Source organism: Singulisphaera photorubra, from assembly GCF_045290345.1.
GTDB lineage: Bacteria > Planctomycetota > Planctomycetia > Isosphaerales > Isosphaeraceae > Singulisphaera.
On record NZ_CP155447.1, the window covers coordinates 3,093,697 to 3,119,277 of the forward strand.

A 25,581-nucleotide genomic window follows, 5' to 3' on the forward strand; every position below is an offset into this window, starting at 1 on the left:
CGAAAAGCACGGCCGGCCCGGCCGTGCTCCTCTTTGGTTTGGCTCATCCGGCTGACGGGTCGCGCGGCGTGAACGGCGGCAGGATGCCGGCCACGTTCAGACGCACGCGATAAACCGTATCGACAACGGTCAGGGTCAGGGTCTTGGCGTCGGGTTCGCACCAGGCGAGGTTGGCGGGGCGCTTTGGCAGGGCGATGATTCCGAGGAGTCCGCCGCCCGCCTCGTAAACCCAGACGCCTTGGGCGACGGCGACGTAGACCCGGCCGTCGCGATCCACCTTCATGCCGTCAGGACCGCCGGGCTGGTCGGGATCCATGGTGGCGAACACCCGGCTCGAGCCGACGCGGAGCGTTCCCGAGGGGTCGACGTCGAAGGCGCGGACGTGATACCGCGCGGTGTCGCAGACGTAGAGCGTGCGTTCGTCGGGAGAAAAGGCCAGGCCGTTCGGCTTCTCGAAGTCGTCCGCCAGCAACTGGGTCTCGCCGTGGCTGTCGAGCCGGTAGACCCCTTGGAAATGCAGTTGCCGATCCTTGGGAAGAACGCCGTAGGGAGGATCGGTGAAGTAGAGTCCCCCGTCGGAGCGGGCCACGATATCGTTGGGGCTATTGAGCCGCTTGCCCGACCAGGTCTCCGTGATCGTCTGAACGTGGGTGCCGTCGGGATTCATGGCGGAGATCCGCCGGCCGTTCTGCTCGCAAAAGTAAATCCGGCAGTCGGGGCCGTAGGTCTGACCGTTGGCGGCGCCTGTCTGGTCGCGAACGAGTTGCACCGATTGATCGGGATAGAGGCGATAAGTTCGCTCGTTCCGGATGTCTTGAAACAGGACGGAACCGTCAGGAGACCAGAGCGGACCCTCGGTGAACTCGAACCCACTGGCCAAACCCTCGGGCTCGGCTTCGGCCACGAGCTGGGATAACCCCGCGTCCCGCAAAATCAGACTCATTGCTCTAACCCTCCTGTAAACCGTCATCCGGAGTTGACCGCGGTCACGGAAGCCTGCACAATTTAGAGAGGAGCCGCTCGACGACCGAGGGTTTCTCCGTCTCTTCAAGAAAACACAGTTCATGGGCTCACGAGAAGCGCAAATCCACGGCCTGAAAGTGGATTCGCCCTGACGATAGGCCTGGTTCCGAAGTTCGGTCTTGCATCGTAGGTTGTGTGCGGTTTCACTAGTATCAAGGTCGGGTCGTGCCTCGCAAAGCTGCCGCGGGGTTGTTCGGAGCATCGCGTGGGCTCCCGACAGTAATGCGCCACGTCTCGGTTTCGGAGGGTTCGCCCTGATGTCCTCGGGATCGGATTTCACCAAGGCCCAGACTTTTTTCAATTACGGCAACGATGCCGCTATGAAGCAGAACTTCGAGTACGCGATCCAGATGTATCGGGAAGCGTGCAAGCTCGACGTGGAAAATCTGCTCTACCGTTCGGCACTCCGGGGCATTGAGAAAAAAAAGTTTGGCAACGACCCCTCGAAGGTCGGTCGCCTGGCCGGTGCGAAGAACCAGCCGATCCGGCTCCGTGCTCGGGCCTCCAAGGCCAAGAGTAATTGGAAGAACGTTCTCGAGGTCTGCGAAGAGGCGTTCATCAACAATCCGTGGGATATCTCCGTGTCGCGGGATGCCGCCGAAGCCGCCGAGCAACTGGGCTACAATAGCCTCGCTCAGTGGTTGGTCGAAGCGGTCCAGATGCAGGCGACCGACGCCGAGTTCTTCCGGTTCGCGGGGCATATCCACGAGATCAACGAGAGCTGGGCGAAGGCGATTGCCTGTTGGGAGAAGGTCAAGAAGCTCGACCCGAACGATGAAAACGCGAACCGGCAGATCAATGGTCTGTCGGCCCAGGCGTCGATCAAGCGGTCAGGGATCAGCGACGCGATCGACCGGCACGAAGAGGCTCCGCCCGGGCCGGGCGAGGCCGAGCTCGAAGAGATGAAGGCCCAGAAGCTGACCCCCGAGGAACGCTACCAGAAAGAGATCCTGGAAGAGCCGACACGGATTTCCTCCTACCTCCAACTGGCGGATCTGTTCAAATTGCGCGGGCAGCTCGAAGAGGCCGAAAAGATCATGGCCCGCGGCCTCAAGGCAAACCCCGGCAATCGGGACCTGGCCTTCGCCCATGCCGAGATCCAGATCAGCCGGATCCAGGGCGCCATCGATCGCTGCAACCGCAGGCTCAGCGAGAAGCCGGACGACGAGAAGGCCAAGGCGAAGCTCGAAGAATTCACCACCCTGCTTAACGACTATCAGATCAAAGAGTTCCGGCGACGGCTCACGCTCCAGCCCGACGACATGGCGATTCAGCTCGAACTGGGAATCAGGCTGGCCCGAGCCGGCAAGCATGACGAAGCGATCGCCGCCTTCCAGCAAGCGCGGGCCAGCGCCGATCACAAGGTTCAGGCGCTCCACCAGAGCGGACTGAGTTTTGAAGCGAAGGGTCATTGAAACTGGCCGAGCGAATGTACCAGGACGCCTTGAAGGCCGCCGATCCCACCGACCTCGGGACCACCAACGCCTTACACTATCGGCTGGGCCGGGTGGCCGAAGCCCAGAGCAATCCGCAGGTGGCCGAAGAGCATTACAATGAGGTCGCCGCGAACGACTACAATTATCTCGACGTTGCGCAACGACTTCAGAACTTGAATTGATCGCCCGGTTCGTGCTATCCTTGCCGTTTCGACGAAACTGGAACCTCCGACTGGGGCCAAGGTCGTTACCGCCACGCCCAACTAACCGGGCGTGTCCGGACCGTACCGATTAAGCCTTTTGGAACAAGTCATGCCGAATACGCCTTCCGCGATCAAACGACTGAAGCAAAGCGTCAAGCGCAGGATGCACAACCGGATCGCGAAGAAGATCATCAAGACCTACGTGAAGCGGACCCTGGCGTCCGTGGTCGCCAAGGATTTTGACAAGGCCGAGGCCGACTTCCGGCTCGCCACCGCCAAGATTGACAAGGCCGGCGTGCGCCGCGTCCTCCATCCCAACACGGCGGCTCGTCGTAAGAGCCGGTTGGCTCGCGACTACAAGGCGGCGCTTGCCAAGGCGAAAGCCACCGCCTGACCCTGGCGGTCTGGCTCGTTGTTTGAGATCGGGAGGGGGCCGACCCTCCCAATCCCCTCGTCTTGATTGGATTGGGATCGGCGATGCCGACCTTCGACGAGTGCGCTTTCTCGATCGAACTTGCCCTCGACGAACGATTCGGACGACCCGAGTCGGTCGTTGAGGGGCTTGGCGATTCCTTTGCCGCGGCCGTCGCTGTGATTCTCGGGCAATCCATCGACGCCAAGAAGGTGGCCAAAGGACTCGCGGCCCTGGCGGAAGCCGGGCTCCTCGAGCCGCAGGCGCTGGCCGAGGCTGATCCTGCCGAGATCGTCGATACGCTCAAGGCGTTCGGCGTCTCAACGCCGGCCCGCGTCATCAGCCCGGTGCGACGGCTGGCGGCCTGGGTGGTGAGCCGGCAGGAAAGTTCGCCCGACCCTCTCCGCGATGAATCGATCGCGACCGGCGAGCTGCGCGAAGAACTTCGCGGCTTGACGGGGATCGGCCCGGCCACGGCCGACGAGATTCTGCTCCTGGCGGGCCATCGGGGAGTTTACCCCGTCGACCGGGCGACTTATCGAATCCTGGTCCGGCACGGTTGGCTCGACGCGACGGCTGAGTACGATGAGGCCCGCTCGGTCATCGAGCGATCCGGCCACGACGATCCGGAGTCTCTCCACCGGTTCTCCGGTTGGTTCGAGCGGATCGGCCGCGAATTTTGCAAGCCGAGCGTTGCCAAATGCGAGCGCTGTCCCCTCCAGCCCTTCTTGCCCGAAGGGGGAGCACAGGACCCGGACGCGTTTTAAAACAATGACCCGCCATAGCGCGAGGAATCCCCCTCGTTCCCACGGTCCCCCGCGGGGATGCCGTCCCCGATGCTCCGCGTCGTCTGGCGCTCGAAAGCCGAGCACGTAGAGCGTCCCAGACTTCGTTCCCACCGGGGACCGTGGGAACGAGTAGCGCGAGGCTTTCTAGCCCTGTACCGGGTCGTTGTTTTAAAAACGAGGGGGAAGCAAGAAAAGGGATCGATCTCAGCAGCGATTTACGGGAAGGGGCCGCGAACGCAGCCCTCCCCGGATTCGCGGCTTCGTTGCCATTGAGTTACTTCGGCGCTGGCGGTGTGCCTAAAGCGGGCAGAGGGGCCAACTCGCCGGGAGCGGTTGACTTGGGGACCGCGATCGTCTCATTGAGAAGGGGGTCCTCCCCCTTGGCGGCTTCAGCTCTCTTGTTCGCGGCGTGGTTCGCCGCGGCTTGTTCCAGACCGTCGAGGATCACTTTCGTCTTGTCGTCGGCCTGGACGTCTTTCGGGGGCGTGAAGGCGAATTCCTGATCGGACACGGGTGTGTTGAGCTTGACGTTGGAATAAATCAGCTCGATCCGGGTCACGAGTGGCTGCTGAATGTCTTTGAGACTGCCGATCCGTTTTCCATTGGGGCCCATTCGCCGGTTGTCCTCCATGATCGAGGCTTTCTGCCCGGCGAGCATGACCTTGTAAGGCCAGTAATCCTCTTCACCGAGATAGAGCGTGACCAGGCTCGGCACATACGAGGGCAAATTTGCGACGGGGCCGAGTGGCTGTAAATTGGGACCAAAAAGGCCTTCGCGGTTCTCCCAGACACCCCGGATGATCCAGACTGGGCGTCCGTCAAGAGTTCCCTTGGTTTTCTGGTTGAATTTGATCGTCTTGCGGAGCCCGACCAGGAGGGCATCGGGGCCGGCAAAGCCGAGCTGGATCTGGATCGTGTCGCGAACTTCTTGGGGGAGATCCACTTCTCTCAGCTTGGCCAGGATCGTCCCTGCCTCGAGTTTGCGAACGATCTGCGTGTCGAAAACTTTCTGGTATTCCCAAAAAGTTGTGCCATCGCAAACCTGCTGCATGAGGCCGGAGGCATCGGGTAGGTCGTGGACTTCGAGTTTGAAAGCGAGTCGATCTTTGGGGGCCTTGCGATAGTGGCCCTTGATCACGAATTTCTGGTCGAGCATCTCGACCTTTTCGTGAATCTCGGCCGTGACCGAATCGATCGCTTTGACCTTTGCAATGGCTTCGTCGAGCAGAAGCTCGGCTTCGGTCGGTGGCTCAGCCTTGGCCGGCTTGGCCGCGGCACCGATGGGGGGTCCACCGGCCGCGTTCAACGCGGGCTGGGGCTGCTGCCCATGCGTCTGGAATAGTCCCGAGAGAGCGACCGCGAGCACGGTCGCGGGGATGATCCGGTTTTTGGGCATGGTAGGGATGTAGGGCTTTTCCTCAAGGGTCGGAAAGGAATGCCCGATCATATCGCTAGGCGTCATACGACGCAAGTCCGGCCGAAGGGTGCGAGAGACGTACGGCGGAGCTGTACCTTCGCATTCCCGAGTGGCCGGCCTGCCTCCCTCGCGACGGTCTTCGTCAACGGGAGAGGTGGCTGCGGTTGTTCCCGGAACGATGGTGAGTATTTCCCCGATCGGCGTTCGCCCTTGCTTTGGCGACGGCCGGCCTCGGTCGCGGATGTTGGAGAATATCCATGCATACGATCGGTTTGCTGATCCTGGCGGCGGCGACCGCCGGGGACGGATATGGCTACAGTAAACCCAATGTGGGCTTGAAGAAGCTCTTCCGTCCTCACGTGGTCATGCACGGCCCGCCCCCTCCGGGCGGCATGATTGGCCAGGGTGGTGCAGGAATGGGATGCGCCCACGGCCATCCCGGTTGTGATGGCGGCCAGAGCTGCATGGGCCCCGGTGGACCCGGCGGTGGGCCCGGCGGACCCGGCGGACCGGGTGGTCCCGGTGCTCAGGCAGGACGGCGGTTCCCCAACGTTCGGAGCCAGATCTACTTCCTTGACCCCGACACCATGAAGATCGGCTGGCAGACCGGCACTGGCGGGCCCGATCGGGTCTACGTCCCGGCCCAGCTCACGGTTCCGGCTCGTTACAACTTCATGCAGGGGTATATCTACCGCCTGAAGTTGACGGATATCCCGGGCCGACCCGGCGTTCAGCTCTACCCGACGCTCGAGGTTGCTCCCTCGACGCCGCAGACCGACGCCTATCTGACCCACAACCCGATTCCGGTTCAGTTCACGGCCGAGGATTTCGACCAGGTGGTCGACGGCGGGAACTTCGTGACCAAGGTCATCTACCTTCCGGATCCCAAGTTCCAGGAACTGGCGATCGCAGGGGTTGAGACTCTGGTCTCGACGCGGCTGGAGCCTGGTGTCGACCCGATCTTGGAGGCCGATAAGCGAGGGACCATCCTCCTGATCGTCCGGGTCGGTGCGATCGACCTGGAGATGCCCGGCGCGGGATCCACGGTGCCTTCGAACGTGATCGGTAGCGAAGTCGCGGCCCCCGGAAGCGTCTTGCCTCCTGGTTCGCTTCCGCCCGGCACGCTTCCCTCGGGGATTGTGGCGCCGCCGGCCATTGAGAGCGTGCCGCTGGAAGCGGCTCCGGTCTCACCGGCCCCGGTGAACGGAGGCACGGTGCCGCCGCCGGCCCCGTCGGCTCCTCCGGCTCCTCCGGCCGACTCGGTTCCTCCGCCCGCCAATCCCTGATCGGGGTGAGGAGCTTCGGCTCCAACCCTCGTGACTCACCATCGCCCCGGCGGTCGCGTGCTCGAACCGCGATCCGCCGGGGTTTTTCGCACGCCTCGGCGAGGACGTACGCCGCTCAACGGGCCGCCTTACCCGGAAGCGGACCAAGCCGCCGAGAGACACCCCGGCACCGAAAAGGTGCGCCTTCGCGACTCGGGAGATCGCGATCCCCTGGTCCAACGAATCAAGGAAATGAAGAGATGAGCCTTCAGGGAACAATCCGCCGCACCGGCAGCCGGACGGCGCGCCTTGCATGGCCGCTCGGGGTTGCGGTCGCCATTGCCTTCGGCCCGGCTCGGGGCGAGGCCCAGTCGTTCACGCCGACGCCCCCGTCCTCGTCCGCGCCCATGCCTCCCGCTTCGACTGCGCCGACGCCCCCGGTTTCAGCCGCGCCGACGCCCGCTGGGGAAACCTCGAGCGCACCCGGCACGGTCGTGCTCGAAGCTGGCGTGGGTGTCCCCGTCCTCCCTTCCCACGTTCAGGTCGTTCGCTTTCAGGTGCCCGAGGGGGCGCATGTCGAAGTGCTCGGCCCCGCTCCCGAACCGATCCAGTTCACCTCGGCCGCGGGGTCGGTGGAAGGACTAGTCGGGTTGAAGGTGGGTGTCGGTTACCGACTCCGGCTCTGGGATTTACCCGGCCGGCCCGACGCGGAACTTTTTCCCGTCGTTGAGATCGTGGGCCATCTCCATCGGCCGACGGGCATGGATCCGCTCAAGTTTCCGATCCAGGTCCACTTCAGTGAAGATGACTTCCTTGATGCCGTCGACCATGGCCGGCTCGTCACCCAGGTCGTCTACCTCGAAGACCCCGATCAGGCGCTCCCGATCAGCTTGCCCAAGGGGGAGATCCCGATCGTGACGCTCACCCCGTCCGAGGACCCGCTTCGCGTGGGCGCGGCCCTGGGGCGAGTCATGGCGATCTTGAGGATCGGTGGCCGCAAGCCGTCGATCGAGGAGCTGAACGGCGAGCGAATTCTCGGCCCCGGAATGGTCCCGGCGGGCCCGGAACACTGTCCGTTCTCCGGTTCCGACGGCGGAGCCTGCAAGCTCCCTTGTGGTCCGGTGCGGGGAACTCCTCCGCCTCCCGGCCGCCCCTGGATTCCCCGCGACGAATACCTCTGTGACGGTGGCGACCACGCCGAGCCGGCCCACTTCGGTGGCGACGGTGGTCTGCTCGGCATCGACCCGCGGGATGCGGTCATCCAGTTCTCGGATACCAAGCGGCCGCGGATCTTGCCGACCAACATGGTCTGCGTCTACGCGCCTCGGTTTGCCGAGGTCCGGCTCAGCGTCGGGCCGAATGAGGCCTTGGCCATCGAGGGACCCCGTCGCGCCGAGCTTGTAGAGGGCCAGGTCTCCTTGCTCGCCCGACAGGAATCAAAGCGGCTCGTCAAGAATGATATGGCCGAGGTCAGCCGGCATCGAGCCCGAGCCTCGGGCATCGCCAGCCGCGTCTTCGCCGGAGCGCACTCCGAGATTCGCGTGCTCAACGGTTTCAGCATCATGACCCATCTCTCGGGGGCTCGCCTGGTTCAAGGCCCCGAGCAGTCGAGCAACCGGCAGAAGACGATCAATCTTCGCGAAGAAATTCCCGCGCTCGGAATCAAGACGGCCGAGAGTGCCGTGGTGACCGGGATCGTGGAAGGAGCGGGCCAGACGGTCATGACCTGGACCCCGCGCGAGACGGTGGGCGTCGAGGAGCCCCCGAACAAGCCGGGCCTGGCTGTGATCAAACGCGTAAGCTCGGGCGAGGCCGAGCAGGGTGACACGCTCACGTTCGTCATCCAGTTCCGCAACATGGGGAATACACCGATCAGCTCGGTCTCAGTGGTCGACAGCCTCCTGCCGCGATTCGGCTACGTCACGGGCAGCTCCGAGGGGCCGAAAGGCACTGTCTTCACCGCCGGCGAGAACAAGGCCGGCTCGACCGAGCTCCGCTGGGATCTCCCCGGCTCACTCGCTCCGGGAGTCGAGGGGTTTGTGACGTTCAAGGCGGTCGTGCGATAAGTTAAGTAAGGGGGGGGACGGACGGGGCGTCCTTTTGCTCTTTCTCTGGGGGGCCACGGCCATCAGTGCCGCGGTCCCCCAAAGCATTGATGCGCCATCCATCTCAACGTTGCGATCGACCTTTCTCGCCCGGCCTCTTCTGGCATCTCTTCTTGGCCCCGCCGTTTCAAACGCCTCCCAGTCCCGCGTCGTTTTATGAGCGTGGTCGCGAGCCGACACGAGACCTGCCGTGGGCTCGGGATGTCCGTTCGATGACGGAGGCTTCTCGTAGGCCGCTCGTGGCTTCGCCACCTGAATAACTTGTTGATCTGGCCACCCACCGATAGTCCACGTTTTGTGGGGGAGCCAAACGGAAATCGCGAACGTCTGGCTCAGTCCGACAGTCGTTTTTCCGATTGATGCGAGTGTTCGTGTTTTTTTTCTTTGTCTCTTACAAATGAAACATCATGCTATGGTACCCTTGCCACCCTTGTGCTCGCGTCTTTGTGATTGGTGGGGAACCAAGCTAAAGCATGCGGTGGGACGTCACACGAACGGCTGAATTTGAGAGCCATAAGCACGGAGAGTCATGCGATGAGCTATGTCAATGACGCTGATTTTAATCCCTACGCAGCACCCAAAGCGGCACCTGGGGGGTACGGGAGTGCCACTCAGGCTCCTGTGGAATACGCGGGATTTTGGGTTCGCTTTGTGGCGTTGGTGATTGACGGGCTGATTGTCTTTGTTATCAACTTTGTGGTCGGCTTCTCGATCCAGCTTCTCGGGGCGGCCGCCAAGCTGGATCCCGCCATCGGGGCGCTGGTCTCCAGCCTGCTCTCAATCGTCATCCAGATCTGCTATTACCCGCTCATGGTCAGCTCCGAGAAGCAGGCGTCCTACGGAAAGATCATGATGGGCCTCAAGGTGACCGACCTCGCGGGACGTCGGATCAGCTTCGGACGTGCCCTTGGACGTGAGTTCGCCAAGATCTTGTCCGCCATCATCTTCATGATTGGCTACATCATGGCGGCGTTCACCGAACGCAAGCAGGCGCTTCACGACATGATTGCCGGAACCTTGGTGGTCAAGGCCCGCTGAGTCGTGCCGCCGATGAGAGGCGGGGCAAAAGGGTGCCGGAGTCCTCGGTTGTTTAACTCTCCTTGAACTGGCATAATCGACGACGCAACGTCTCAAACCGGATGCTGACCAGGCTGTTGCTATCAGGCAGCCTGGTTCCCTCCTTCCGCTAGCGGTCCCTGATCCGAGGTGGACATGCTTCGCGTTCTTGGTGGTCCGAAGCGCTTCTGCAATGGAATGACGCGTCGCGACCTGCTCCAGGTCAGTTCGCTCGGGCTGATGGGGCTGGGTCTTGCGGGAAGAGGCTCCGCCCGCTCGGCATCGGCCGCGCCGTTGGCCGGGGCCGGTCAATTCGGTCAGGCCAAGGCGTGTATCTTCCTCTTTCTTTATGGGTCCCCCAGTCAACTCGAGACGTTCGACCCCAAGCCCGACGCCCCTGAAGAAATTCGGGGCGAGCTGAAGTCGATTCCCTCGAGCGTTCCGGGACTCGACGTCTGTGAACTTTTGCCTCGGATGGCGAAGGTCATGGATAAGGTGACCGTGATCCGGTCGGTCTCCCACCCGTACCCGCTTCACGGGGTGGCCTATGCGACGACCGGGATCCCTCGGATCGATGCTCCCATGGAGCTGAACCCGAGAGGCGAGGGGCACTGGCCGTACATCGGATCCGTCATCGATTACGTCGAGCGCTCCAGGGCGGGGACGGCCCAGCCCGACGTGCCGAACAACCTCGTGCTCCCCTGGGCGTTCAGCAGCCAGCGCGTTGGCGAAGTCGCTCGCGCGGGTCCGTACGGCGGTTTCCTGGGCCAATCCTACGACCCCGTTTCGGCCGAATTTGTCGGCAAGGCCACCAAGAAGGCCTCGAAGACGCTTGCGGACAAGACCTGGAACGACCTCGAGCCGTACCGGGGGGTCACCCCCGAGAGCCGGTTCCAGCTCGGCGCGGTTTCGAGTCTCGGCCCCGATCTGACGTTCGACCGGCTCGACCGCCGTCGGAACCTGCTCGAACAGTTCGAGCAGACCCGTCGCGAGCTCGACGCAGGGACGAAAAACTCGGGCATCGAGCACTATCGCGCGATGGCCTACAACCTGCTCGGCTCCGATCGACTTCGAAATGCGTTCGATCTCGACCAGGAGACCGTCGCTACCCGCGAGCTCTACGGCATGACCCTGTTCGGCCAGGCCGCCCTGACGTCACGACGCCTGGTCGAGGCGGGGGGCCGGTTCATCACGGCCTTCTGGGACGAGTATGGCCTGGCGGGAACCGGCTGGGACACTCACTGGGACCACTTTCCTCGGATGAAGGATGAGCTCCTGCCCGGGCTCGACCAGACGCTCTCCGGTCTCTTGCTCGACCTCGACGGTCGTGGCATGCTCGACGAGACACTTGTCGTTTGTCTCAGCGAGCATGGGCGGACGCCGATTCTGAGCAAGGGCAGGGGGGGAGGCCGCGACCACTGGTCGAGGTGCTACTCGGTCTTGATGGCGGGGGGTGGGGTGGCACGCGGGCGCGTCGTCGGCCGTTCCGACAAGATCGCCAGCGATCCGGTCGAGCGCAAGGTGTCTCCCAAGGATATTCTCGCCACGATTTACCACCTGATGGGGGTTGACCCCGAAACCATGCTCGTCGATAAGCAAGGGCGTCCGATGGCCCTCATGCCTGACAGTGAGGTCGTGACCGAGGTGCTCGCCTGAGTGGGCGATGGGGCTGGCTTCGCGAAAATTGGAGAGCTCGGGGATGGCTTTGGAACCGTACATCGACGCCCACTCACATATCTGGACGCCCGACGTCGCGCACTATCCGCTGGCCAAAGGGTTCACGGTCGCCGACATGCAACCGCGTTCGTTCACGGCCGAGGAGTTGCTCGCCCAATGCCGGCCGGCCGGAGTCGGGCGGGTCAACCTCATCCAGATGAGCTACTACGAGTTCGACAACTCGTACATGCTCGACATGATCAAACTTTACCCGGACCGCTTCGTCGGTACGGGAATCGTTGATCCTCTCGCGCCGAAGCCTGATACGGCGATGCGGGCATTGCTCCCCAAAGGCGTCCGTGCTTTTCGGATCGCCCCGAACTACAGCAAGCTGCCCCCCGCACGCTGGTTGGAACCCGCTGGCTACACTGCGATGTTCGCCGCCGCCGCGGAAACGAAGCAGGCCTTGAGCTGCCTGATCAATCCCGACGGCTTTCCCGAAGTCGACCGGATGTGCTCCAAGTTCCCTGACACGACGGTGATCATCGATCACCTGGGCAGGATCGGGGTTGATGGCACGATCAAGGCCGACGAGGTCGATGCCCTCTGTGCGCTGGCCAAGCATCCCAAAGTGCTGGTCAAAGTCGGGGCGTTCTATGCCTTGGGGAAGAAAACGCCCCCGTATCTCGACCTCGCCCCCTTGATCAAGTCGGTCGTTCACGCGTTCGGCGCCAAGCGCTGCATGTGGGAGACAGACTGTCCGTTCCAGGTCGACCGGGACAAGTACAGCGACAGCGTCGACCTGATTCGCACACGGCTCGACTTCCTAACCCCCGAAGACCGGGACTGGATGCTCACGCGCACGGCCGAGCAAACCCTATTTCAGCCGCTCAAGTAACCTCGTCCGCTGATCGGAGTAAGCCGATGCCGGGATCGGAAGCCCGGCATCGAGCGGCTTGAAGTGGTCAGCTTACCTCGCCGGGGACCATCACCATCCACCCGAGGCCGAAACGATCGGTCACCATCCCGTAGCATGGCGACCAGAAGGTCTTCGTGAGCGGCATCTGGACGGTGCCCCCATCGGCCAGGGCGTCGAATGCCTTGTGAGCGTCGGCCTCGGTCGGGACGGTGAGCGCCAGGTTGAGCCCGTCGAACTTCGAGTGGTCATCGCACCCGTCGGACGCCATGAGCGGGACGCCGCGCACGCGAAACGAAGCATGCATGATTTTTTTCTCGAAGCCCGCCTGGAGCATTCCGGGCGGGGGCGATTCCGGGCTCTCGTCGAACCGCACGACTCTCTCGACCTCAGCGCCGAGTGCTTCGCGGTAGAACTCGAGGGCCTCCTCGCAGCGACCACCGAAGAACAAGTAAGGGGTAATGGCGATTCCAGTCATGCTCGCTCCATTTTGGGTTGGTCGTTTTCCGTGCGGACTGATGTGTCGCCTTCGTGCGTCGGCCACACTCCTCTTGTAGTCGATCGGCTGGCTTGGAAATCGACAGCGATCACGAAGCCGGCGCCGATTTTCGAAGCCTCGAGACCTCGAAGAGCGGCCGGACCTCGACCGCACCGAGCTGCGCGCCGGGGTGCCGAGCGGCGACGCGGGCGGCCTCCTCGCGCGTTTCGGCAACGATCACGTAGTACCCGCCCAGGACCTCACGAGTCTCGGCGAACGGGCCGTCGGTGGTGAGCCGCTTTCCGTCCCGCACCCGCACGCACGTGGCCGTTTCCGCGGGATGGAGCGGCGACGCGCTCACGTACCGGCCGGCGTCATCCAACTCCCTGGTGAGTGCCGCAGCCTCCGCCATGGCCTCCTGCCGCGCATTCGGACCGGCGGCCCGCCACGCCGACTCGTCGTCGTAGCAGAGGAGCATGAACGGGCGGCCCGCCCCCATCTTCGTTTCGGCCGGGTGCGCTTGCCGCGGCGGCAAACCGTCGAGGGGAAACAGCGGGCGGATCTCGACGGTTCCCTTCGTGACGGGCGGAAGCATCGAGGCGAGGGCGATCGCCTCGTCAAGATGTTCGAGCTCCAGGATGTAGTAGCCGCCGAGTTGCTCTGTCGTTTCCGCAAACGGGCCGTCGGTGACGAGCGTCTTTCCGTTCCGCACGCGGACGGTCACGGCCGTCGTCACCGATTCGAGCGGCGATGAGGCAACGTATTTTCCCTGGGCGGCGAGCTGGTCGCAGATCTGCATGGACTCGACCATGCAGGCGGTGCGCTCGCTCTCGGTCCAGCGGCCCTCGGCCCCGTACATCAGCAGCATGTATTTCATCTTGCCCCTCTCCCGGATACCGAAATCAGGTCCCGGCCTATTTTTCGTCGGCCGCGTTGCGAAGTACCTGGATGTCGAGCTTCGTCATCCCCATCATTGCCTCAATCACACGGGCGGTCTTCGCACGGTCGGGGTCCGAGAGGAGTTGCGATAGCACGGAAGGGACCACCTGCCATGACAGGCCGTACTTGTCCTTGAGCCACCCGCACTGGCCCTTCGACCCGCCGGATGAGAGCTTCTCCCACAGCTCGTCGACTTCGGCCTGCGACTGGCAGTCGATGGAGAGTGAGATCGCCTCGTTGAACTGAAAATATGGTCCGCCGTTCAAAGCGAGATACTGGAGCCCCGCGAGCCGGAACGAGACCACCAGCGCCGCTCCGTTCGGGCCCGGAGTGACGTCCGTGATGGCGGAGTCCGGGAAGATCGAGACGTAGTAGGTGGCGGCCTCCTCGGCCTTTCCGTCGAACCACAAGCAGGGGGTGATCTTCTGTCGAGACATAGGTTCTCTCATGAACTTGCGTCATGCTTCGGCCAGCCCCATCCTAAAGGCGCCGGCCATCCGGTCTACCCGTAGTCGAACGGGCCGGGGGCCGATCGACACGCGACGGAGATCTTTTTTTGCGCTCACCGCCAACGAGACCGAAGGACACTGTGCGGGCGAGTTCGCGAGCGGCTCCATGACCTCAACCCCGTGCCGATCCACGAGGAGTCCATTTCACCCGGCAAAAAAAGGGGGAAATGTCAGATGCTCGCGAGACTTGCGGAGCTCGGACAGGCGGGATGAGGATTTGCTCGCCGAGCTTGGAGAGGGGCCCCTTGAATTCCCCGCTTGCCCCAGAAATCAGTCCTTACCACATCGCTCGCTCGTCGGAGAACGGGTGCGCGGGGCTGTCCCGTTTCGGCTTCGGGAGCGCCTGGAGGACAGCCGAGGCGAGCCGGAGGTCGGCCTGGGACGTGATCTTGAGGTTGAGGGACGTGCTCTCGACCACTGCGCACGATTGGCCGATGGCTTCGACGAGTTGGGTATCGTCCGTCACATCGGCCCCTAACCGCTCCCGATTGGCGTAGGCCCGTAGGAGGAGGTCGCGACGGAAGACCTGCGGGGTTTGCGCCAGGTAGAGGTCGCGCCTCGGCACGGTTTCGGTGGTGAGCCGGTCGGGGCCGACTCGCTTGATCGTGTCGGCGACCGGGACGGCCAGCAGGGCGGCGCCGTGGTCCCGGGCCGCCCCGAAGACCGCGTCGATCTGGTCGGCGGTCACGCAGGGGCGTGCCGCGTCGTGAATCGCCACGAACTCGCAATCAGGTTCAAGGATTTCCAGGGCCCTGGCGATTGAGTCGGACCGCTCCGCGCCTCCATCGATGACGCGGATGTTCAAGAAGGCGACGCTGGCCCGAAACCGCAACTCGAAGAGTTCGCGATCTTCGGGGGCGATCACGACGATGGTCTGAGCGACGTCGTCGCGATTGACGAACGGCTCGGCGGCGCGGAGCCAGACAGCGCGGCCGTCGAGCTCGGCGAAGACCTTCTTCTGCTTCGCGTTGCCGAACCGCGTCGAACGCCCGGCGGCCGGAAGAATGACGGCAAATTTACCCATTCGGTCGACCCCTTTTGACTTCGGAGGTCGGGTTCGATTCCGACCCGAGACCTTGAATGTTGGCCCCGGAAGGCCACGTTGTCAACGAGAACGACCCTTGGGTGAGGGATCGAACGAGAGCCCGGCGAATTTGTTTGCCCGGTCGGTTGGCTCAGGAGATGCTGAAGGAACGTGAGGTGAGTGGAGTTGATCCGGCTCGTTGCCAAAAGGGCCGGGCTTCTCTGCTCGGACAGCCAATTCTAAGGAGAGGGCAGGGCGATGGAGTGTCTCGGGCCGCAATGTGCCTCGATGTTGCTGGAGTGGCTCAAAGAGCGGAGTCAGTCGTCGACGCCTCTCAAGCAGCCGGGGGCGGAGTCGACTTCGTCCTCGTCCGGAAATCGCCAGGGATTGCTCTGGACGAGCCTCGCGTATCAGGATGATGCGCCTGCGATTCGCTCGGCCGACGAACTCGCCGGAGCATTCGAGCATCTGCACTATGCCGTGTTCCGCAGGTATCAGAATCAGTTGACCCGGGCCGAACGGGCTCGGCTCGACAATACGATCCGGAATGCCCTGTTCAAGATCGAACGCTACGTTGACCGTCTTGAAGGCAATGAACGCAAAGAAGTTGAGCATGCCTTGCACGAGGTCCGCGATGAGGTGCGCGAGGCCCGGGAACGTGCCGAGCGACTTCGGCTCCAGGCCAAGCGGGCCGACCTGAAGCTCGCACAGCTCGGAACGTTGACTCCCGAGGGTTTTGAGGAGTTCGTTGCCGAGGTCTTTGAAGCTCTCGGTTACGAGGTGGAGATTGTCGGTGGCACCGGCGACCAAGGGGCCGACCTGCGTGTGAAACGCGACGGCCTGCTTGCGGTCGTGCAGTGCAAGTACCAGAGCCGCGGAGTCGTTGGCTCGCCTGAACTTCAGAAGTTTCTCGGCACGATTCACCACACACGCAGCCACAAAGGTTTCTTTGTCACGACGCGCACGTTCTCACTGGCGGCCGAAAAGTTCGTCGCCGAACACCCGATCGAATTGATTGACGGTCCCCGACTGGTCGAACTGGTTCACGATGCCATCGGACCCGGTGCGTCTCGAGAACCTGAGCCGGTCTGGTTTTGATTTTCAAAAAAATCACGATATCATCGATATCTAAACCATGTCCGTGAGTGGAATCAAGAAGATGGCGCGATACTTGCACAGGTCCGTAGGGGAGGAGTATGCGACCGCGTGTACCCTTCGCGATGGACCCGGGCTCACAGTGAACGCAAAAGTGAGGACGAAATAAACTTGACTGGGGATAGGACCACGGTTTAGCTTGAGTTCGCCCGGGAGGAGTCCGCGCAACAGTGGTGATCCCCAGCCATGGAGGGTTTCGATGGCCATATGCAACTCGAAGACTCCGCTACGCTCTCTGGAACTGCCGAACGAGTTCGAAGACTTGTCGGGGTTGCTCCAGACAGATTTGAAGGTCATTGTCTCGGCGCTGGTGGAACGGGCGGGAGAACGCCTGCTTCTGACCCGTCGTGAGACTCAGCAACTTCGTCGCACCCTCTGGAACAATTTGACCCAGGCCGTCAACGACGCCGTCGAACCGCTCTCGGCGGATCGGCGCTAACGGGCCGGTGTCTTTTTTTTATAAAGTGATGTCCCATCTCTTGATAGCCTAGCTCGCTCATACCGAGCGAGCTGGACTCGCGAGTCCTATGAATCCCCTTCCCGTATCGCGAATCGTTTTGGGCGTGACCGGCTCGGTTGCCGCCGTGCGGACCCCCGCGCTCTACGCATCGCTCCGTGCCTCGGGTCACCAGGTGCGCGTGGTTTCGACGGAACCTGCGCTCCACTTTTTCGATCCTGAGGAGCTCGCGCGGGACGAGTCGGACCCGCTGGGAGGTCCGCTCTTTCGTGATGTCGACGAGTGGACGACTGGTACGGGCAAGCGCTACCAACGTGATGACCCGGTCCTACACATCGCGTTTCGGCAGTGGGCCGACCTTTTGATCGTGGCCCCGCTCGACGCCAACACGCTGGCTAAATTCTCGCTCGGGTTCTCGGATAACTTTCTGACCTGCCTGTTTCGGGCCTGGGATTTCACCAAGCCCGTGATCCTGGCACCTGCGATGAACACGTTGATGTGGCAGAGCCCGGTGACGTTGCGCCACCTTCGCCAACTGCTCGCGGATCGTGGCGACGGGCCGGTCGAAGAAGGCTGGGATCTCAACGAGGCGGCCGAGGTCTTCGCCAGACAGACGCCGCGGCTCGTCCTCGTCCCACCGCAGGCCAAGCGGCTCGCCTGTGGAGACATCGGCCTCGGTGCCATGGCGGAAGTCACCACCATTGCCGAGGCCGTACGCCAATGGAGTTTGCTTGCAATTCGCTCATGAAGCGGTGAGTGGTCCGAGGCAACGCCTCAGGAACCCTCAGGCAATCAAGAGACGAGCCCTGTCAGAGCGACCGTAGGTATTCGGCCGCTCTGACAGGGCTTTGGCTTCTGAGGGATTCGAGCGTCTTGGGTGCGCCTGTTGGGACGACTCGCGCTCGACAGACAAAAGGGAAAGGGGGCGGGTTTCCCTCCCCCTTTACCCTTGCGCTTTGCTCAGGCGAACGGTCGAGCGGAGTTGCCGTATTCGAGGGGCTTGGGCAGGAGCGACTGCCCCATCAGGTACTCATCGATCGAATGGGCGGCTTGCCGCCCCTCGGCGATCGCCCAGACGATCAGGCTCTGCCCGCGGGTCATGTCGCCCGCGGTGAAGACCTTATCGACGCTCGTGCGCTTATCAGCGCTGGCCTTGACGTTGCCCATGCGGTCGAGTTCGACGTTCAGTTGGTCGAGGAGGCCGCTGCGTTGGGGGCCGACGAAGCCCATGGCCAGCAAGACCAGATCCGCGGGGTATTGCTTTTCGCTGCCCGGAATCTCGACGAACTGCGGCCGCCCGTTCTCGACCTTCATCTCGACACGAACGGTTTCCAAGGTGGTCACATGACCATTTTCGCCGAGGAACCGCTTGGTGTTGATGGCGTATTCGCGGATGCCCCCCTCCTCGTGTGCGGAGGAAACCCGGAAAACGTTCGACCACTGCGGCCAAGGGTTGGTCGGGGTGCGCGTCTCGGGGGGACGGGGGACGATCTCGAACTGATGGACACTCTTGCAACCGTGGCGGAGGACGGTCCCCAAGCAGTCAGCGCCTGTGTCGCCGCCGCCGATGATGATGACGTCCTTTCCTTTGGCGGAAATGAAGTCGGCATCGTCGATGACGTCGCCCGCGACCCGCTTGTTCTGGAGCGGCAGGAACGTCATGGCAAAGTGGATGCCATCGAGTTCACGGCCTTCGATCGGGAGGTCACGCCCGACGGTCGACCCGCCGCACAGGCAGATTGCATCGAACTCGGCGAGCAGTTGCTCGGCCGTGATATCGACGCCCACGTTGACCCCGGCCCGGAAGATCACGCCCTCAGCTTCCATCTGGGCAATGCGGCGATCGACGTGCCGCTTTTCCATTTTGAAGTCGGGAATGCCGTAGCGGAGCAGTCCGCCGATCCGGTTGTCGCGCTCGAAAACCGTGACCGTATGCCCTGCGCGGGCCAGCTGCTGGGCGGCGGCCAGTCCGGCGGGGCCGGAGCCAACAACGGCCACGGTTTTGCCGGTCAGAACCTTGGGGGGCAGGGGAACGACCCAGCCTTCTGCCCAGGCTTTCTCGATGATGTTCGCTTCGACCTGCTTGATCGTCACCGGGTCGCTGTTGATCCCGAGCACGCACGAGGCTTCGCAAGGAGCCGGGCAGAGCTTGCCGGTGAACTCGGGGAAGTTGTTGGTCGCGTGCAGACGCTCGAGCGCATTCCGCCACTGGTCGCGGTAGACCAGGTCGTTCCAGTCCGGGATCAGGTTGCCGAGCGGGCAACCCTGGTGGCAGAACGGGATCCCGCAATCCATGCACCGGGCCCCTTGGGCCCGGAGCTTGTCTTCGGAGAATGGGTTATAGACCTCGAGGTAGTCATTGACCCGATCGGGGATCGGCCGCCGGGTCGGCAACTCGCGAGAAATCTCCATGAAACCGGTCGGCTTACCCACCTTTCACCTCCAATTGCAGCTCGTCCAGTCGCTTGGCTTCGGCCAGTTTCTTCTGTTCTGCGAGCACCCGGCGATAGTCGACGGGCATGACTTTCACGAACTTCTCGACGGCCCAGTCCCAGTTGCCAAGGAGCCGAGCGGCCACTTTGCTGCCGGTGTACCCTGCATGTGAGAGCAGCAAGTCGCGGATGATCTCGATATCTTCCGACTCACGAAGCGGCTCGAGGTCGACCATTTCGAGGTTGCACCGCTGCGGGAAATCCCCCGCCTCGTCGAAGATGAACGCCGCACCTCCGCTCATACCGGCGGCGAAGTTCCGGCCGGTCGGGCCGATGACGACGGCGACGCCCCCGGTCATATACTCACAGGCGTGATCGCCGGTCCCTTCCACGACGGCCCTGGCTCCGCTATTGCGGACGCAGAATCGTTCGCCCGCGCGGCCGCGGAAGAAGGCGAGGCCGGCGGTTGCCCCGTAGAGCGCGACGTTGCCGATCAGGACATTGTCCTCGGGCACGAAGCTCGCGGTCTTGGGGGGATAAAGAATCAGCTTACCGCCCGAGAGACCCTTGCCGACGTAGTCGTTGGCATCGCCTTCGATGGTCATCGTCATTCCGCGAGGAACGAAGGCGCCAAAGCTCTGGCCGGCGGACCCGTTGAACTTGATCTTGATCGTGTCGTCGGGCAGTCCGGCCGCCCCATACTTGCGAGTCAGCTCGCTGCCGAGGATCGTGCCCACGGTGCGATTGACGTTACGGATCGGCAGGGTGAGCTCGACCGGCTTGCCTGACTCCAAGGCAGGCGCGGCCAGCACGAGCAGCTCCTGGTCGAGGGCCTTGTCGAGGCCGTGGTCCTGATCGTGGATCTTGCGAACCGCGACGTCGGGGCCCATCGGCGGCCGGTAGAAGATGTTGCTGAAGTCGAGTCCGCGCGTCTTGTAATGGTCGATGGCCGGCTTCATGTCGAGCAGGTCGCTCCGCCCGATCATCTCATCAAGGGTGCGGAAACCAAGCTGGGCCATCAGCTCGCGGACTTCTTCAGCGATGTACTTGAAGAAGTTGACCACATGCTCAGCCTTGCCGGCGAACTTCTCACGGAGCTTCGGATTCTGGGTCGCGATGCCGACCGGGCAGGTGTCGAGGTGACAGACCCGCATCATGATGCAACCCATCACGACCAAGGGGGCGGTCGCGAATCCATACTCCTCGGCTCCCAGCAGCGCGGCGATCACGACGTCGCGGCCGGTTTTCATCTGGCCGTCGGCCTGAACGACGATCCGGTCACGGAGCCGGTTGAGGACGAGCGTCTGCTGCGTCTCCGCTAGCCCGAGTTCCCAGGGGATCCCGGCATGTTTGAGCGAGGTGAGCGGGCTGGCCCCGGTTCCTCCGTCGAAACCGCTGATCAGGACCACGTCGCTGTGTGCCTTGGCCACGCCGGCGGCGACCGTGCCGACGCCAACCTCGGCCACGAGCTTGACGCTGATCCGGGCTCTCGGGTTCGAGTTCTTGAGGTCGTGGATGAGCTGCGCCAGGTCTTCGATCGAGTAGATATCGTGGTGCGGTGGCGGGCTGATCAGGCCGACGCCTGGCGTCGAGTGCCGGACCTTGGCGATCCAAGGGTAGACCTTGTGCCCGGGGAGCTGTCCCCCTTCTCCGGGCTTGGCCCCTTGCGCCATCTTGATCTGAATCTCATCGGCGTTGACGAGGTATTCGCTCGTCACACCGAAGCGGCCCGAGGCGACCTGCTTGATGGAGCTTCGCTTGCTATCGCCATTGGGCAAGGGGGTGAACCGGGCGGAGTCTTCGCCTCCTTCGCCGGTGTTGCTCTTGCCTCCGAGGCGGTTCATGGCGATGGCCAAGGTCTCGTGGGCCTCGCCACTGATCGAGCCGTAAGACATCGCTCCGCTGGCGAACCGCTTGAGGATCGCCTCGATCGGCTCGACTTCCTCGATGGGAATCGGGGTGCGGTCGTCGAATTTGAAGCGAAAGAGTCCACGGAGCGTGCAGAGTCGCTCGTTCTGGTCATCAACCAGCGACGTGTACTTCTTAAAGATGTCGAATCGGCCTGCCTGAGTGGCATGCTGGAGCCGGTAGACGGTCTCGGGATTGAACAGGTGGAATTCACCATCCCGGCGCCACTGGTACTGGCCCCCTTCTTCCAGGATCGTCGGCCCGATTTCGCGAGCGTTGTAAGCGACGCGGTGGTGCGTCAGCGTCTCGCGGGTGATCTCCTCGAGTCCGACGCCGCCGATCCGCGACGCGGTCTTCTCGAAGTAGCGGTCAATGAACGCCTTGTTCAGACCGATCGCCTCGAAAATCTGGGCGCCTCGATAGCTCTGGATGGTGCTGATGCCCATCTTGGACATCACCTTCACCACCCCCTTCTTGATCGCCTTACGGTAGCGATAGACCGCCTCGGCATGATTGATCTCGGGTCGGATCAGACCCTGATTGATCATGTCGTCAAGCGTCTCGAAGGCCACATACGGGTTGATTGACCCTGCTCCGTAGCCGAGCAAAAGCGCGAAGTGGTGAATTTCGCGGGCGTCTCCGCATTCCATCACCACGCCGGCGCGGGACCGCAACCCTTTGCGCACCAGGTGATGGTGCAGCCCGGCACAGGCCAGGAGCGAAGGGATCGGCGCGTTGTTCGCATCAACTCCACGGTCGGAGAGGATGAGCAGGTTGGCTCCCGACTCGATCGCCTCGACGGCCTTCTCGAACATCTCGTCGAGCGAACGCTCCAGCCCGGCCGCTCCTTCGGCGGCGGGAAAGAGGATCGGCAACACGGCCGACTTGAATCCACGCCAGCCTTCGAGCTGCTTCAGCTTCGCGAGGTCGTCGTTGTCGAGGACCGGCAAGTCCAGGGCGATCTGGCGGCAGCTCTCGGGGGTGGGTTGGAGAAGATTCTCCTCTCCTCCCGCTCCGGTCAGGACCGAGGTGACCAGCTCTTCGCGAATGGCGTCGAGCGGTGGGTTGGTCACCTGAGCAAAGAGCTGCTTGAAGTAGTTGAACAGCGGCTGGGACCGATCGGAAAGGACGGCCAAAGGGGTGTCCGTCCCCATCGAGCCGAGCGATTCCTCGCCGTTGTTGCTCATCGGGCCGAGGATGAACTTGAGGTCCTCGAGGGTGTATCCGAACGCCAACTGGCGATGGAGCAAGGTTTCGTGGTCGGGGCCGGGCACGAGAGGCGCCGGGGGCACCTCGGCGAGCGGGACCATGTACTCGCGGAGCCACTTGCCGTAAGGCTTGGCGGAAGCGATCGAGTGCTTGAGCTCTTCGTCGTCGACGATCCGGCCTTCCTCGAGGTTGACGAGGAACATCTTGCCGGGTTCAAGCCGTCCCTTGAGGACAACGTCTTCGGGGGCGATGTCCAGGGCGCCGACCTCGGAGGCCATGATCACCAGGCCGTCTTTCGTGACGACGTAGCGACTGGGTCGCAAGCCGTTGCGATCGAGGACCGCGCCGATGTTCTTGCCGTCGGTGAAGCCGATCGAGGCGGGGCCGTCCCAGGCTTCCATCAAGCAGGTGTGGTAGGCGTAGAAGTCCTTCTTGACCTGAGACATGGTCTCATGGTTTTCCCAGGCTTCTGGGATCAGCATCATCATCGCGTGAGGCAGGCTGAAGCCTGACTTGACGAGCAACTCGACCGCATTGTCGAGGCATGCGGTGTCGCTCAGTCCTTCACGAATGATGGGCAAGAGCTTCTTGACGTCGCCCGGCTCGTAGAGATCCGACTCGAAGAGGGCTTCGCGGGCCCGCATCCAGTTGATATTCCCTCGCAAGGTGTTGATTTCACCGTTGTGCGAGATCATCCGGTAGGGGTGCGCTAGCTCCCAGCTCGGGAACGTATTGGTGCTGAACCGCGAATGGAAGAGGCAGAGAGAACTGCTCAGGAGCGGATCGTCCAAGTCGTCGGCGAAATAAGGGCCGACCTGGTCGGGGGTGAGCATCCCCTTGTACACCACCGTGCGGCAGGAGAGGCTCGAGAAGTAGAAGAACTTATGGTCATCGAGCCCCGAGCGCTCGAGCCGGGTCTCGAAGACCTTGCGGATGACGAAGAGCTTGCGTTCGAACCGATCGGCGTCGGTCATGTTCGGTCCACGACCGATCAAGGCATGATACATCGTCGGTTCGACGGACCGCGCCCCTTCGCCCAGCAGCGAGTTGTCGGTCTTGATCTTACGCCAGCCGAGGAACGTTTGGCCTTCTTCCGCGACGATCTGCTCGAACAGGTCCATTCCGAAGGCCTGTTGCGCGGGATCGGGCGAAGTGAAGAAAGCGCCGACGCCGTACTCTTCGGGACCCGGTAGTTCGATGCCCGCGTCACGGCAGCGAGCGACGAGAAATTCGTGCGGGATCTGAATCAGAATTCCCGCGCCGTCGCCCGTGTTATCCTCGCACCCGCAAGCGCCGCGATGGTTCAGGTTGATCAACGCCGTCAGACCGTCGTGGACCAGCCTATGCGTTTTCCGCCCCTTGAGGTCGACCACGAAGCCGACGCCGCAGCTGTCATGCTCGTACTGCGGGTCATATAGGCCTTGTTGCTTCGGAGACCCTGAACTCATGATGACTCACCCCTCACGGCGCTATCCGTGAACTGGAACGATCGGGATCAACTGCACTGCTTACTTGTCGATCAAACAAATCAAGGCGATCCGGCGGACACCGCCTCACCTTTCGGGGGTGAGGGTCGGCTTCCCCGGGATCCTTCCCAACGCGTCTGCTTCAAGATTTCGCGTCGACGCGTTCGGCCGAGCTAGCACCGGCCGCCGCCGGAACACACTCTTCGGTGGCTGTCAGCAGTTTCAGAAACCGCGACGCCGTCAAACTGAGTTGATGACTCCGCCGGCGAATGATTGCCAGCGGACGTGTCAGACGATGAGACGGGTCTTGACCATCAAGCCGAACCGCGGCGAGCGAGCCCGCAGCGACTTCGCGTGCCAGCGTGGGGACGGGAAGAATGGCCACGCCGGCCGGGATTTCGACAGCCCGCTTGATGTTCTCGATGTTGTCGAACTCCACCGCAACCCGGACCTGAACGTTGTGATGGCGAAGGAACCGGTCAATGGCCCGGCGGATCGCCAAATCGGCGTCAAAACCAACGAACGTTTCGCCATCAAGGTCGGCGACCGCAACGCTCGTGAGCCCGGCGAACCGGTGGCTCGGATGAACCGCCAAGACCATTTCTTCCTCACGCCAAGGGGTGACCGTGAGGTCGGTCCACTTGCGAGGAAACGAGATCAGGCCGAGCTCCACCTCTTCCGCCAGAACACTTTCCACCACCCGCGTCGGGTGGAGATATTCGAGCTGCACATTCGCGCCCGGGTAGAGCTCCCCAAACGTCCGGACATACTGACTCATGTGGTGCAGACCAATGGAATAAATCGAGGCGAGCCGCACCGTGCCGACCAGGTTGTGGTCGTCTTCCAGTGCCTTGACCCGGTTCTCGATTTCCAGGTAGCGACCCACCAACTCTTTACAGCCCTCGTAATAAACCTTCCCGTGCGGAGTCAGGACCAAAGGACGCTTCGACCGATCGATCAGCTTCACACCCAAACGCACCTCAAGTTGATGAACGACCTGGCTCGCCGACGACTGGGAGATCTGATTCTCCGCTGCGCCACGCGAGAAGCTGGCCCAACGGACCACGTCGCAAAAAACCTTGATCGATTCGAGCTGCATGCCCTACATCTTGCCTATCGGCATTTCGCTGATACTGCGCTGAATGAGATATCGGAATTCATAATACTAAACCGGGTCCCCACCTCTGCCGTCAAGAGGTGTCTTCAAAAAAATTGCCGGCGGAGTGCGGACAAGCATGTTTGATAAGAGCGGACGCTGGTTCCGAACGTTGGAGTCCCGAACGCGAACACCGGCCTCGATTTGGGGAGGATTTGCCGATTCTTTCCGATGGCCGTGAGCCTAGTGAAAGAATCAAGAAAGGAGATGAGTCTCTTGTAATTCGTCTGAGTCGATTGAGAAAGTCAGCCAGCCGGTCTGGTTCCTCGAGCTCCGTTTGAGATGGGGGCTCTGATTCGACCAAGGATTTTGGGACTTGAGTGTCTGCGTCGATCCAAGCGGCTCGGTCTGGCCGTCGCGTTGCTCCAAAGGAGGCCGCATGCATGCTGGAGATTTTGAAGAAGAGGAGGGGCGAGCGGGAGCGTCCCGTTTCGGTCGCTCGCGTCCGAGGCCGACTACAGGAAGCCGCACCCCATGATTTCGGAAAACTTTCAGCATGAGAGACACTTCTTTCTGAGCTCCTGGTTTAGTCCCGTTAGGCTCAGGTCGCGATGCCGCGGCAGGGGATCCT

Annotated in this window: 21 protein-coding genes; 12 read left to right on the forward strand and 9 right to left on the reverse strand. The window is 62.5% G+C overall.

Annotated elements, in window-relative coordinates; all coding sequences use genetic code 11:
• Positions 1-43: 43 nt before the first annotated feature.
• Positions 44-943 carry an SMP-30/gluconolactonase/LRE family protein gene (locus V5E97_RS11910; protein ID WP_406699541.1) on the reverse strand — a complete coding sequence of 300 codons (900 nt, stop codon included), beginning with the start codon at positions 941-943 and terminating at the stop codon, positions 44-46.
• A gap of 337 nt (positions 944-1,280) precedes the next feature.
• Here V5E97_RS11910 and V5E97_RS11915 point away from each other — a divergent pair, with 337 nt between their 5' ends.
• From V5E97_RS11915 to V5E97_RS11930, 4 genes are all read left to right on the forward strand, one after another.
• On the forward strand, positions 1,281-2,438 hold the full coding sequence (locus V5E97_RS11915) for a tetratricopeptide repeat protein (protein ID WP_406699542.1): 1,158 nt from the start codon (positions 1,281-1,283) through the stop codon (positions 2,436-2,438).
• Positions 2,435-2,641 (forward strand): hypothetical protein, encoded by a 207-nt coding sequence (locus tag V5E97_RS11920; protein ID WP_406699543.1) that lies wholly within the window; start codon positions 2,435-2,437, stop codon positions 2,639-2,641. Before V5E97_RS11915 ends, V5E97_RS11920 begins: the two co-directional genes overlap by 4 nt.
• A 130-nt stretch (positions 2,642-2,771) precedes the next feature.
• Positions 2,772-3,056, forward strand: a complete 285-nt coding sequence (gene rpsT / locus V5E97_RS11925) for a 30S ribosomal protein S20 (RefSeq protein WP_406699544.1) — start codon at positions 2,772-2,774, stop codon at positions 3,054-3,056.
• An 83-nt stretch (positions 3,057-3,139) separates the two neighbouring features.
• Positions 3,140-3,841 carry an endonuclease III gene (locus V5E97_RS11930; protein WP_406699545.1) on the forward strand — a complete coding sequence of 234 codons (702 nt, stop codon included), beginning with the start codon at positions 3,140-3,142 and terminating at the stop codon, positions 3,839-3,841.
• 295 nt (positions 3,842-4,136) lie between these two features.
• Here the strand turns inward: V5E97_RS11930 and V5E97_RS11935 are convergent, their stop codons facing one another.
• A complete protein-coding gene (locus V5E97_RS11935) occupies positions 4,137-5,324 on the reverse strand; it encodes a LolA family protein (RefSeq protein WP_406699546.1) in 1,188 nt (395 codons plus the stop codon).
• Between the two features lie 212 nt (positions 5,325-5,536).
• Here V5E97_RS11935 and V5E97_RS11940 point away from each other — a divergent pair, with 212 nt between their 5' ends.
• From V5E97_RS11940 to V5E97_RS11960, 5 genes are all read left to right on the forward strand, one after another.
• The gene (locus V5E97_RS11940) at positions 5,537-6,565 is read left to right on the forward strand and encodes a hypothetical protein (protein ID WP_406699547.1); all 1,029 of its coding nucleotides are present in this window, start codon (positions 5,537-5,539) and stop codon (positions 6,563-6,565) included.
• 239 nt (positions 6,566-6,804) lie between these two features.
• Positions 6,805-8,610, forward strand: coding sequence for a hypothetical protein (locus V5E97_RS11945; RefSeq protein WP_406699548.1), 1,806 nt, complete (start codon positions 6,805-6,807; stop codon positions 8,608-8,610).
• A gap of 573 nt (positions 8,611-9,183) precedes the next feature.
• Positions 9,184-9,687, forward strand: a complete 504-nt coding sequence (locus tag V5E97_RS11950; RefSeq protein ID WP_406699549.1) for an RDD family protein — start codon at positions 9,184-9,186, stop codon at positions 9,685-9,687.
• 174 nt (positions 9,688-9,861) lie between these two features.
• The gene (locus V5E97_RS11955; protein ID WP_406699550.1) at positions 9,862-11,361 is read left to right on the forward strand and encodes a DUF1501 domain-containing protein; all 1,500 of its coding nucleotides are present in this window, start codon (positions 9,862-9,864) and stop codon (positions 11,359-11,361) included.
• A 43-nt stretch (positions 11,362-11,404) separates the two neighbouring features.
• Positions 11,405-12,259 (forward strand): amidohydrolase family protein, encoded by an 855-nt coding sequence (locus tag V5E97_RS11960; RefSeq protein WP_406699551.1) that lies wholly within the window; start codon positions 11,405-11,407, stop codon positions 12,257-12,259.
• Positions 12,260-12,326: 67 nt separating this feature from the next.
• Here the strand turns inward: V5E97_RS11960 and V5E97_RS11965 are convergent, their stop codons facing one another.
• The 4 genes from V5E97_RS11965 to ispD all read right to left on the reverse strand — a co-directional run bounded on the left by V5E97_RS11965 (position 12,327) and on the right by ispD (position 15,227).
• Positions 12,327-12,755, reverse strand: coding sequence for a VOC family protein (locus tag V5E97_RS11965; protein WP_406699552.1), 429 nt, complete (start codon positions 12,753-12,755; stop codon positions 12,327-12,329).
• Positions 12,756-12,864: 109 nt separating this feature from the next.
• A complete protein-coding gene (locus tag V5E97_RS11970; RefSeq protein ID WP_406699553.1) occupies positions 12,865-13,632 on the reverse strand; it encodes a YciI family protein in 768 nt (255 codons plus the stop codon).
• A gap of 37 nt (positions 13,633-13,669) precedes the next feature.
• A complete protein-coding gene (locus V5E97_RS11975) occupies positions 13,670-14,131 on the reverse strand; it encodes a VOC family protein (protein ID WP_406699554.1) in 462 nt (153 codons plus the stop codon).
• A gap of 349 nt (positions 14,132-14,480) precedes the next feature.
• Positions 14,481-15,227, reverse strand: a complete 747-nt coding sequence (gene ispD, locus V5E97_RS11980) for a 2-C-methyl-D-erythritol 4-phosphate cytidylyltransferase (protein ID WP_406699555.1) — start codon at positions 15,225-15,227, stop codon at positions 14,481-14,483.
• A gap of 258 nt (positions 15,228-15,485) precedes the next feature.
• Here ispD and V5E97_RS11985 point away from each other — a divergent pair, with 258 nt between their 5' ends.
• The 3 genes from V5E97_RS11985 (at position 15,486) to V5E97_RS11995 (ending at position 17,587) form a co-directional block, all read left to right on the forward strand.
• Positions 15,486-16,325 (forward strand): restriction endonuclease, encoded by an 840-nt coding sequence (locus V5E97_RS11985; protein WP_406699556.1) that lies wholly within the window; start codon positions 15,486-15,488, stop codon positions 16,323-16,325.
• A gap of 256 nt (positions 16,326-16,581) precedes the next feature.
• Entirely contained in the window at positions 16,582-16,821 is a 240-nt protein-coding gene (locus V5E97_RS11990; RefSeq protein ID WP_015248133.1) for a hypothetical protein, read from the forward strand.
• A gap of 88 nt (positions 16,822-16,909) precedes the next feature.
• Positions 16,910-17,587 (forward strand): flavoprotein, encoded by a 678-nt coding sequence (locus V5E97_RS11995; RefSeq protein ID WP_406699557.1) that lies wholly within the window; start codon positions 16,910-16,912, stop codon positions 17,585-17,587.
• A 212-nt stretch (positions 17,588-17,799) separates the two neighbouring features.
• Here the strand turns inward: V5E97_RS11995 and V5E97_RS12000 are convergent, their stop codons facing one another.
• From V5E97_RS12000 to V5E97_RS12010, 3 genes are all read right to left on the reverse strand, one after another.
• Positions 17,800-19,272 (reverse strand): glutamate synthase subunit beta, encoded by a 1,473-nt coding sequence (locus V5E97_RS12000; protein ID WP_406699558.1) that lies wholly within the window; start codon positions 19,270-19,272, stop codon positions 17,800-17,802.
• On the reverse strand, positions 19,265-23,836 hold the full coding sequence (gene gltB / locus V5E97_RS12005; protein WP_406699559.1) for a glutamate synthase large subunit: 4,572 nt from the start codon (positions 23,834-23,836) through the stop codon (positions 19,265-19,267). The genes V5E97_RS12000 and gltB overlap by 8 nt, the downstream gene beginning before the upstream one ends.
• 160 nt (positions 23,837-23,996) lie before the next feature.
• Positions 23,997-24,953: a LysR family transcriptional regulator gene (locus tag V5E97_RS12010; RefSeq protein ID WP_406699560.1), complete on the reverse strand. Its 957-nt coding sequence runs from the start codon at positions 24,951-24,953 to the stop codon at positions 23,997-23,999.
• Positions 24,954-25,581 lie beyond the last annotated feature (628 nt).

What these genes read in the sequence shown, in the direction of transcription:
- V5E97_RS11960 (WP_406699551.1), top strand. Translation starts at nt 11,405, where the DNA reads ATGGCTTTGGAACCGTACATCGACGCCCACTCACATATCTGGACGCCC.
- V5E97_RS11950 (WP_406699549.1), top strand. Translation starts at nt 9,184, where the DNA reads ATGAGCTATGTCAATGACGCTGATTTTAATCCCTACGCAGCACCCAAA.
- rpsT (WP_406699544.1), top strand. Translation starts at nt 2,772, where the DNA reads ATGCCGAATACGCCTTCCGCGATCAAACGACTGAAGCAAAGCGTCAAG.
- V5E97_RS11910 (WP_406699541.1), bottom strand. Translation starts at nt 943, where the DNA reads ATGAGTCTGATTTTGCGGGACGCGGGGTTATCCCAGCTCGTGGCCGAA.
- V5E97_RS11985 (WP_406699556.1), top strand. Translation starts at nt 15,486, where the DNA reads ATGGAGTGTCTCGGGCCGCAATGTGCCTCGATGTTGCTGGAGTGGCTC.
- V5E97_RS11995 (WP_406699557.1), top strand. Translation starts at nt 16,910, where the DNA reads ATGAATCCCCTTCCCGTATCGCGAATCGTTTTGGGCGTGACCGGCTCG.
- V5E97_RS11935 (WP_406699546.1), bottom strand. Translation starts at nt 5,324, where the DNA reads ATGACGCCTAGCGATATGATCGGGCATTCCTTTCCGACCCTTGAGGAA.
- V5E97_RS11970 (WP_406699553.1), bottom strand. Translation starts at nt 13,632, where the DNA reads ATGAAATACATGCTGCTGATGTACGGGGCCGAGGGCCGCTGGACCGAG.
- V5E97_RS11955 (WP_406699550.1), top strand. Translation starts at nt 9,862, where the DNA reads ATGCTTCGCGTTCTTGGTGGTCCGAAGCGCTTCTGCAATGGAATGACG.
- gltB (WP_406699559.1), bottom strand. Translation starts at nt 23,836, where the DNA reads ATGAGTTCAGGGTCTCCGAAGCAACAAGGCCTATATGACCCGCAGTAC.
- V5E97_RS11945 (WP_406699548.1), top strand. Translation starts at nt 6,805, where the DNA reads ATGAGCCTTCAGGGAACAATCCGCCGCACCGGCAGCCGGACGGCGCGC.
- V5E97_RS11965 (WP_406699552.1), bottom strand. Translation starts at nt 12,755, where the DNA reads ATGACTGGAATCGCCATTACCCCTTACTTGTTCTTCGGTGGTCGCTGC.
- V5E97_RS11990 (WP_015248133.1), top strand. Translation starts at nt 16,582, where the DNA reads ATGGCCATATGCAACTCGAAGACTCCGCTACGCTCTCTGGAACTGCCG.
- V5E97_RS11930 (WP_406699545.1), top strand. Translation starts at nt 3,140, where the DNA reads ATGCCGACCTTCGACGAGTGCGCTTTCTCGATCGAACTTGCCCTCGAC.
- V5E97_RS12010 (WP_406699560.1), bottom strand. Translation starts at nt 24,953, where the DNA reads ATGCAGCTCGAATCGATCAAGGTTTTTTGCGACGTGGTCCGTTGGGCC.
- V5E97_RS11975 (WP_406699554.1), bottom strand. Translation starts at nt 14,131, where the DNA reads ATGTCTCGACAGAAGATCACCCCCTGCTTGTGGTTCGACGGAAAGGCC.
- ispD (WP_406699555.1), bottom strand. Translation starts at nt 15,227, where the DNA reads ATGGGTAAATTTGCCGTCATTCTTCCGGCCGCCGGGCGTTCGACGCGG.
- V5E97_RS11940 (WP_406699547.1), top strand. Translation starts at nt 5,537, where the DNA reads ATGCATACGATCGGTTTGCTGATCCTGGCGGCGGCGACCGCCGGGGAC.
- V5E97_RS11915 (WP_406699542.1), top strand. Translation starts at nt 1,281, where the DNA reads ATGTCCTCGGGATCGGATTTCACCAAGGCCCAGACTTTTTTCAATTAC.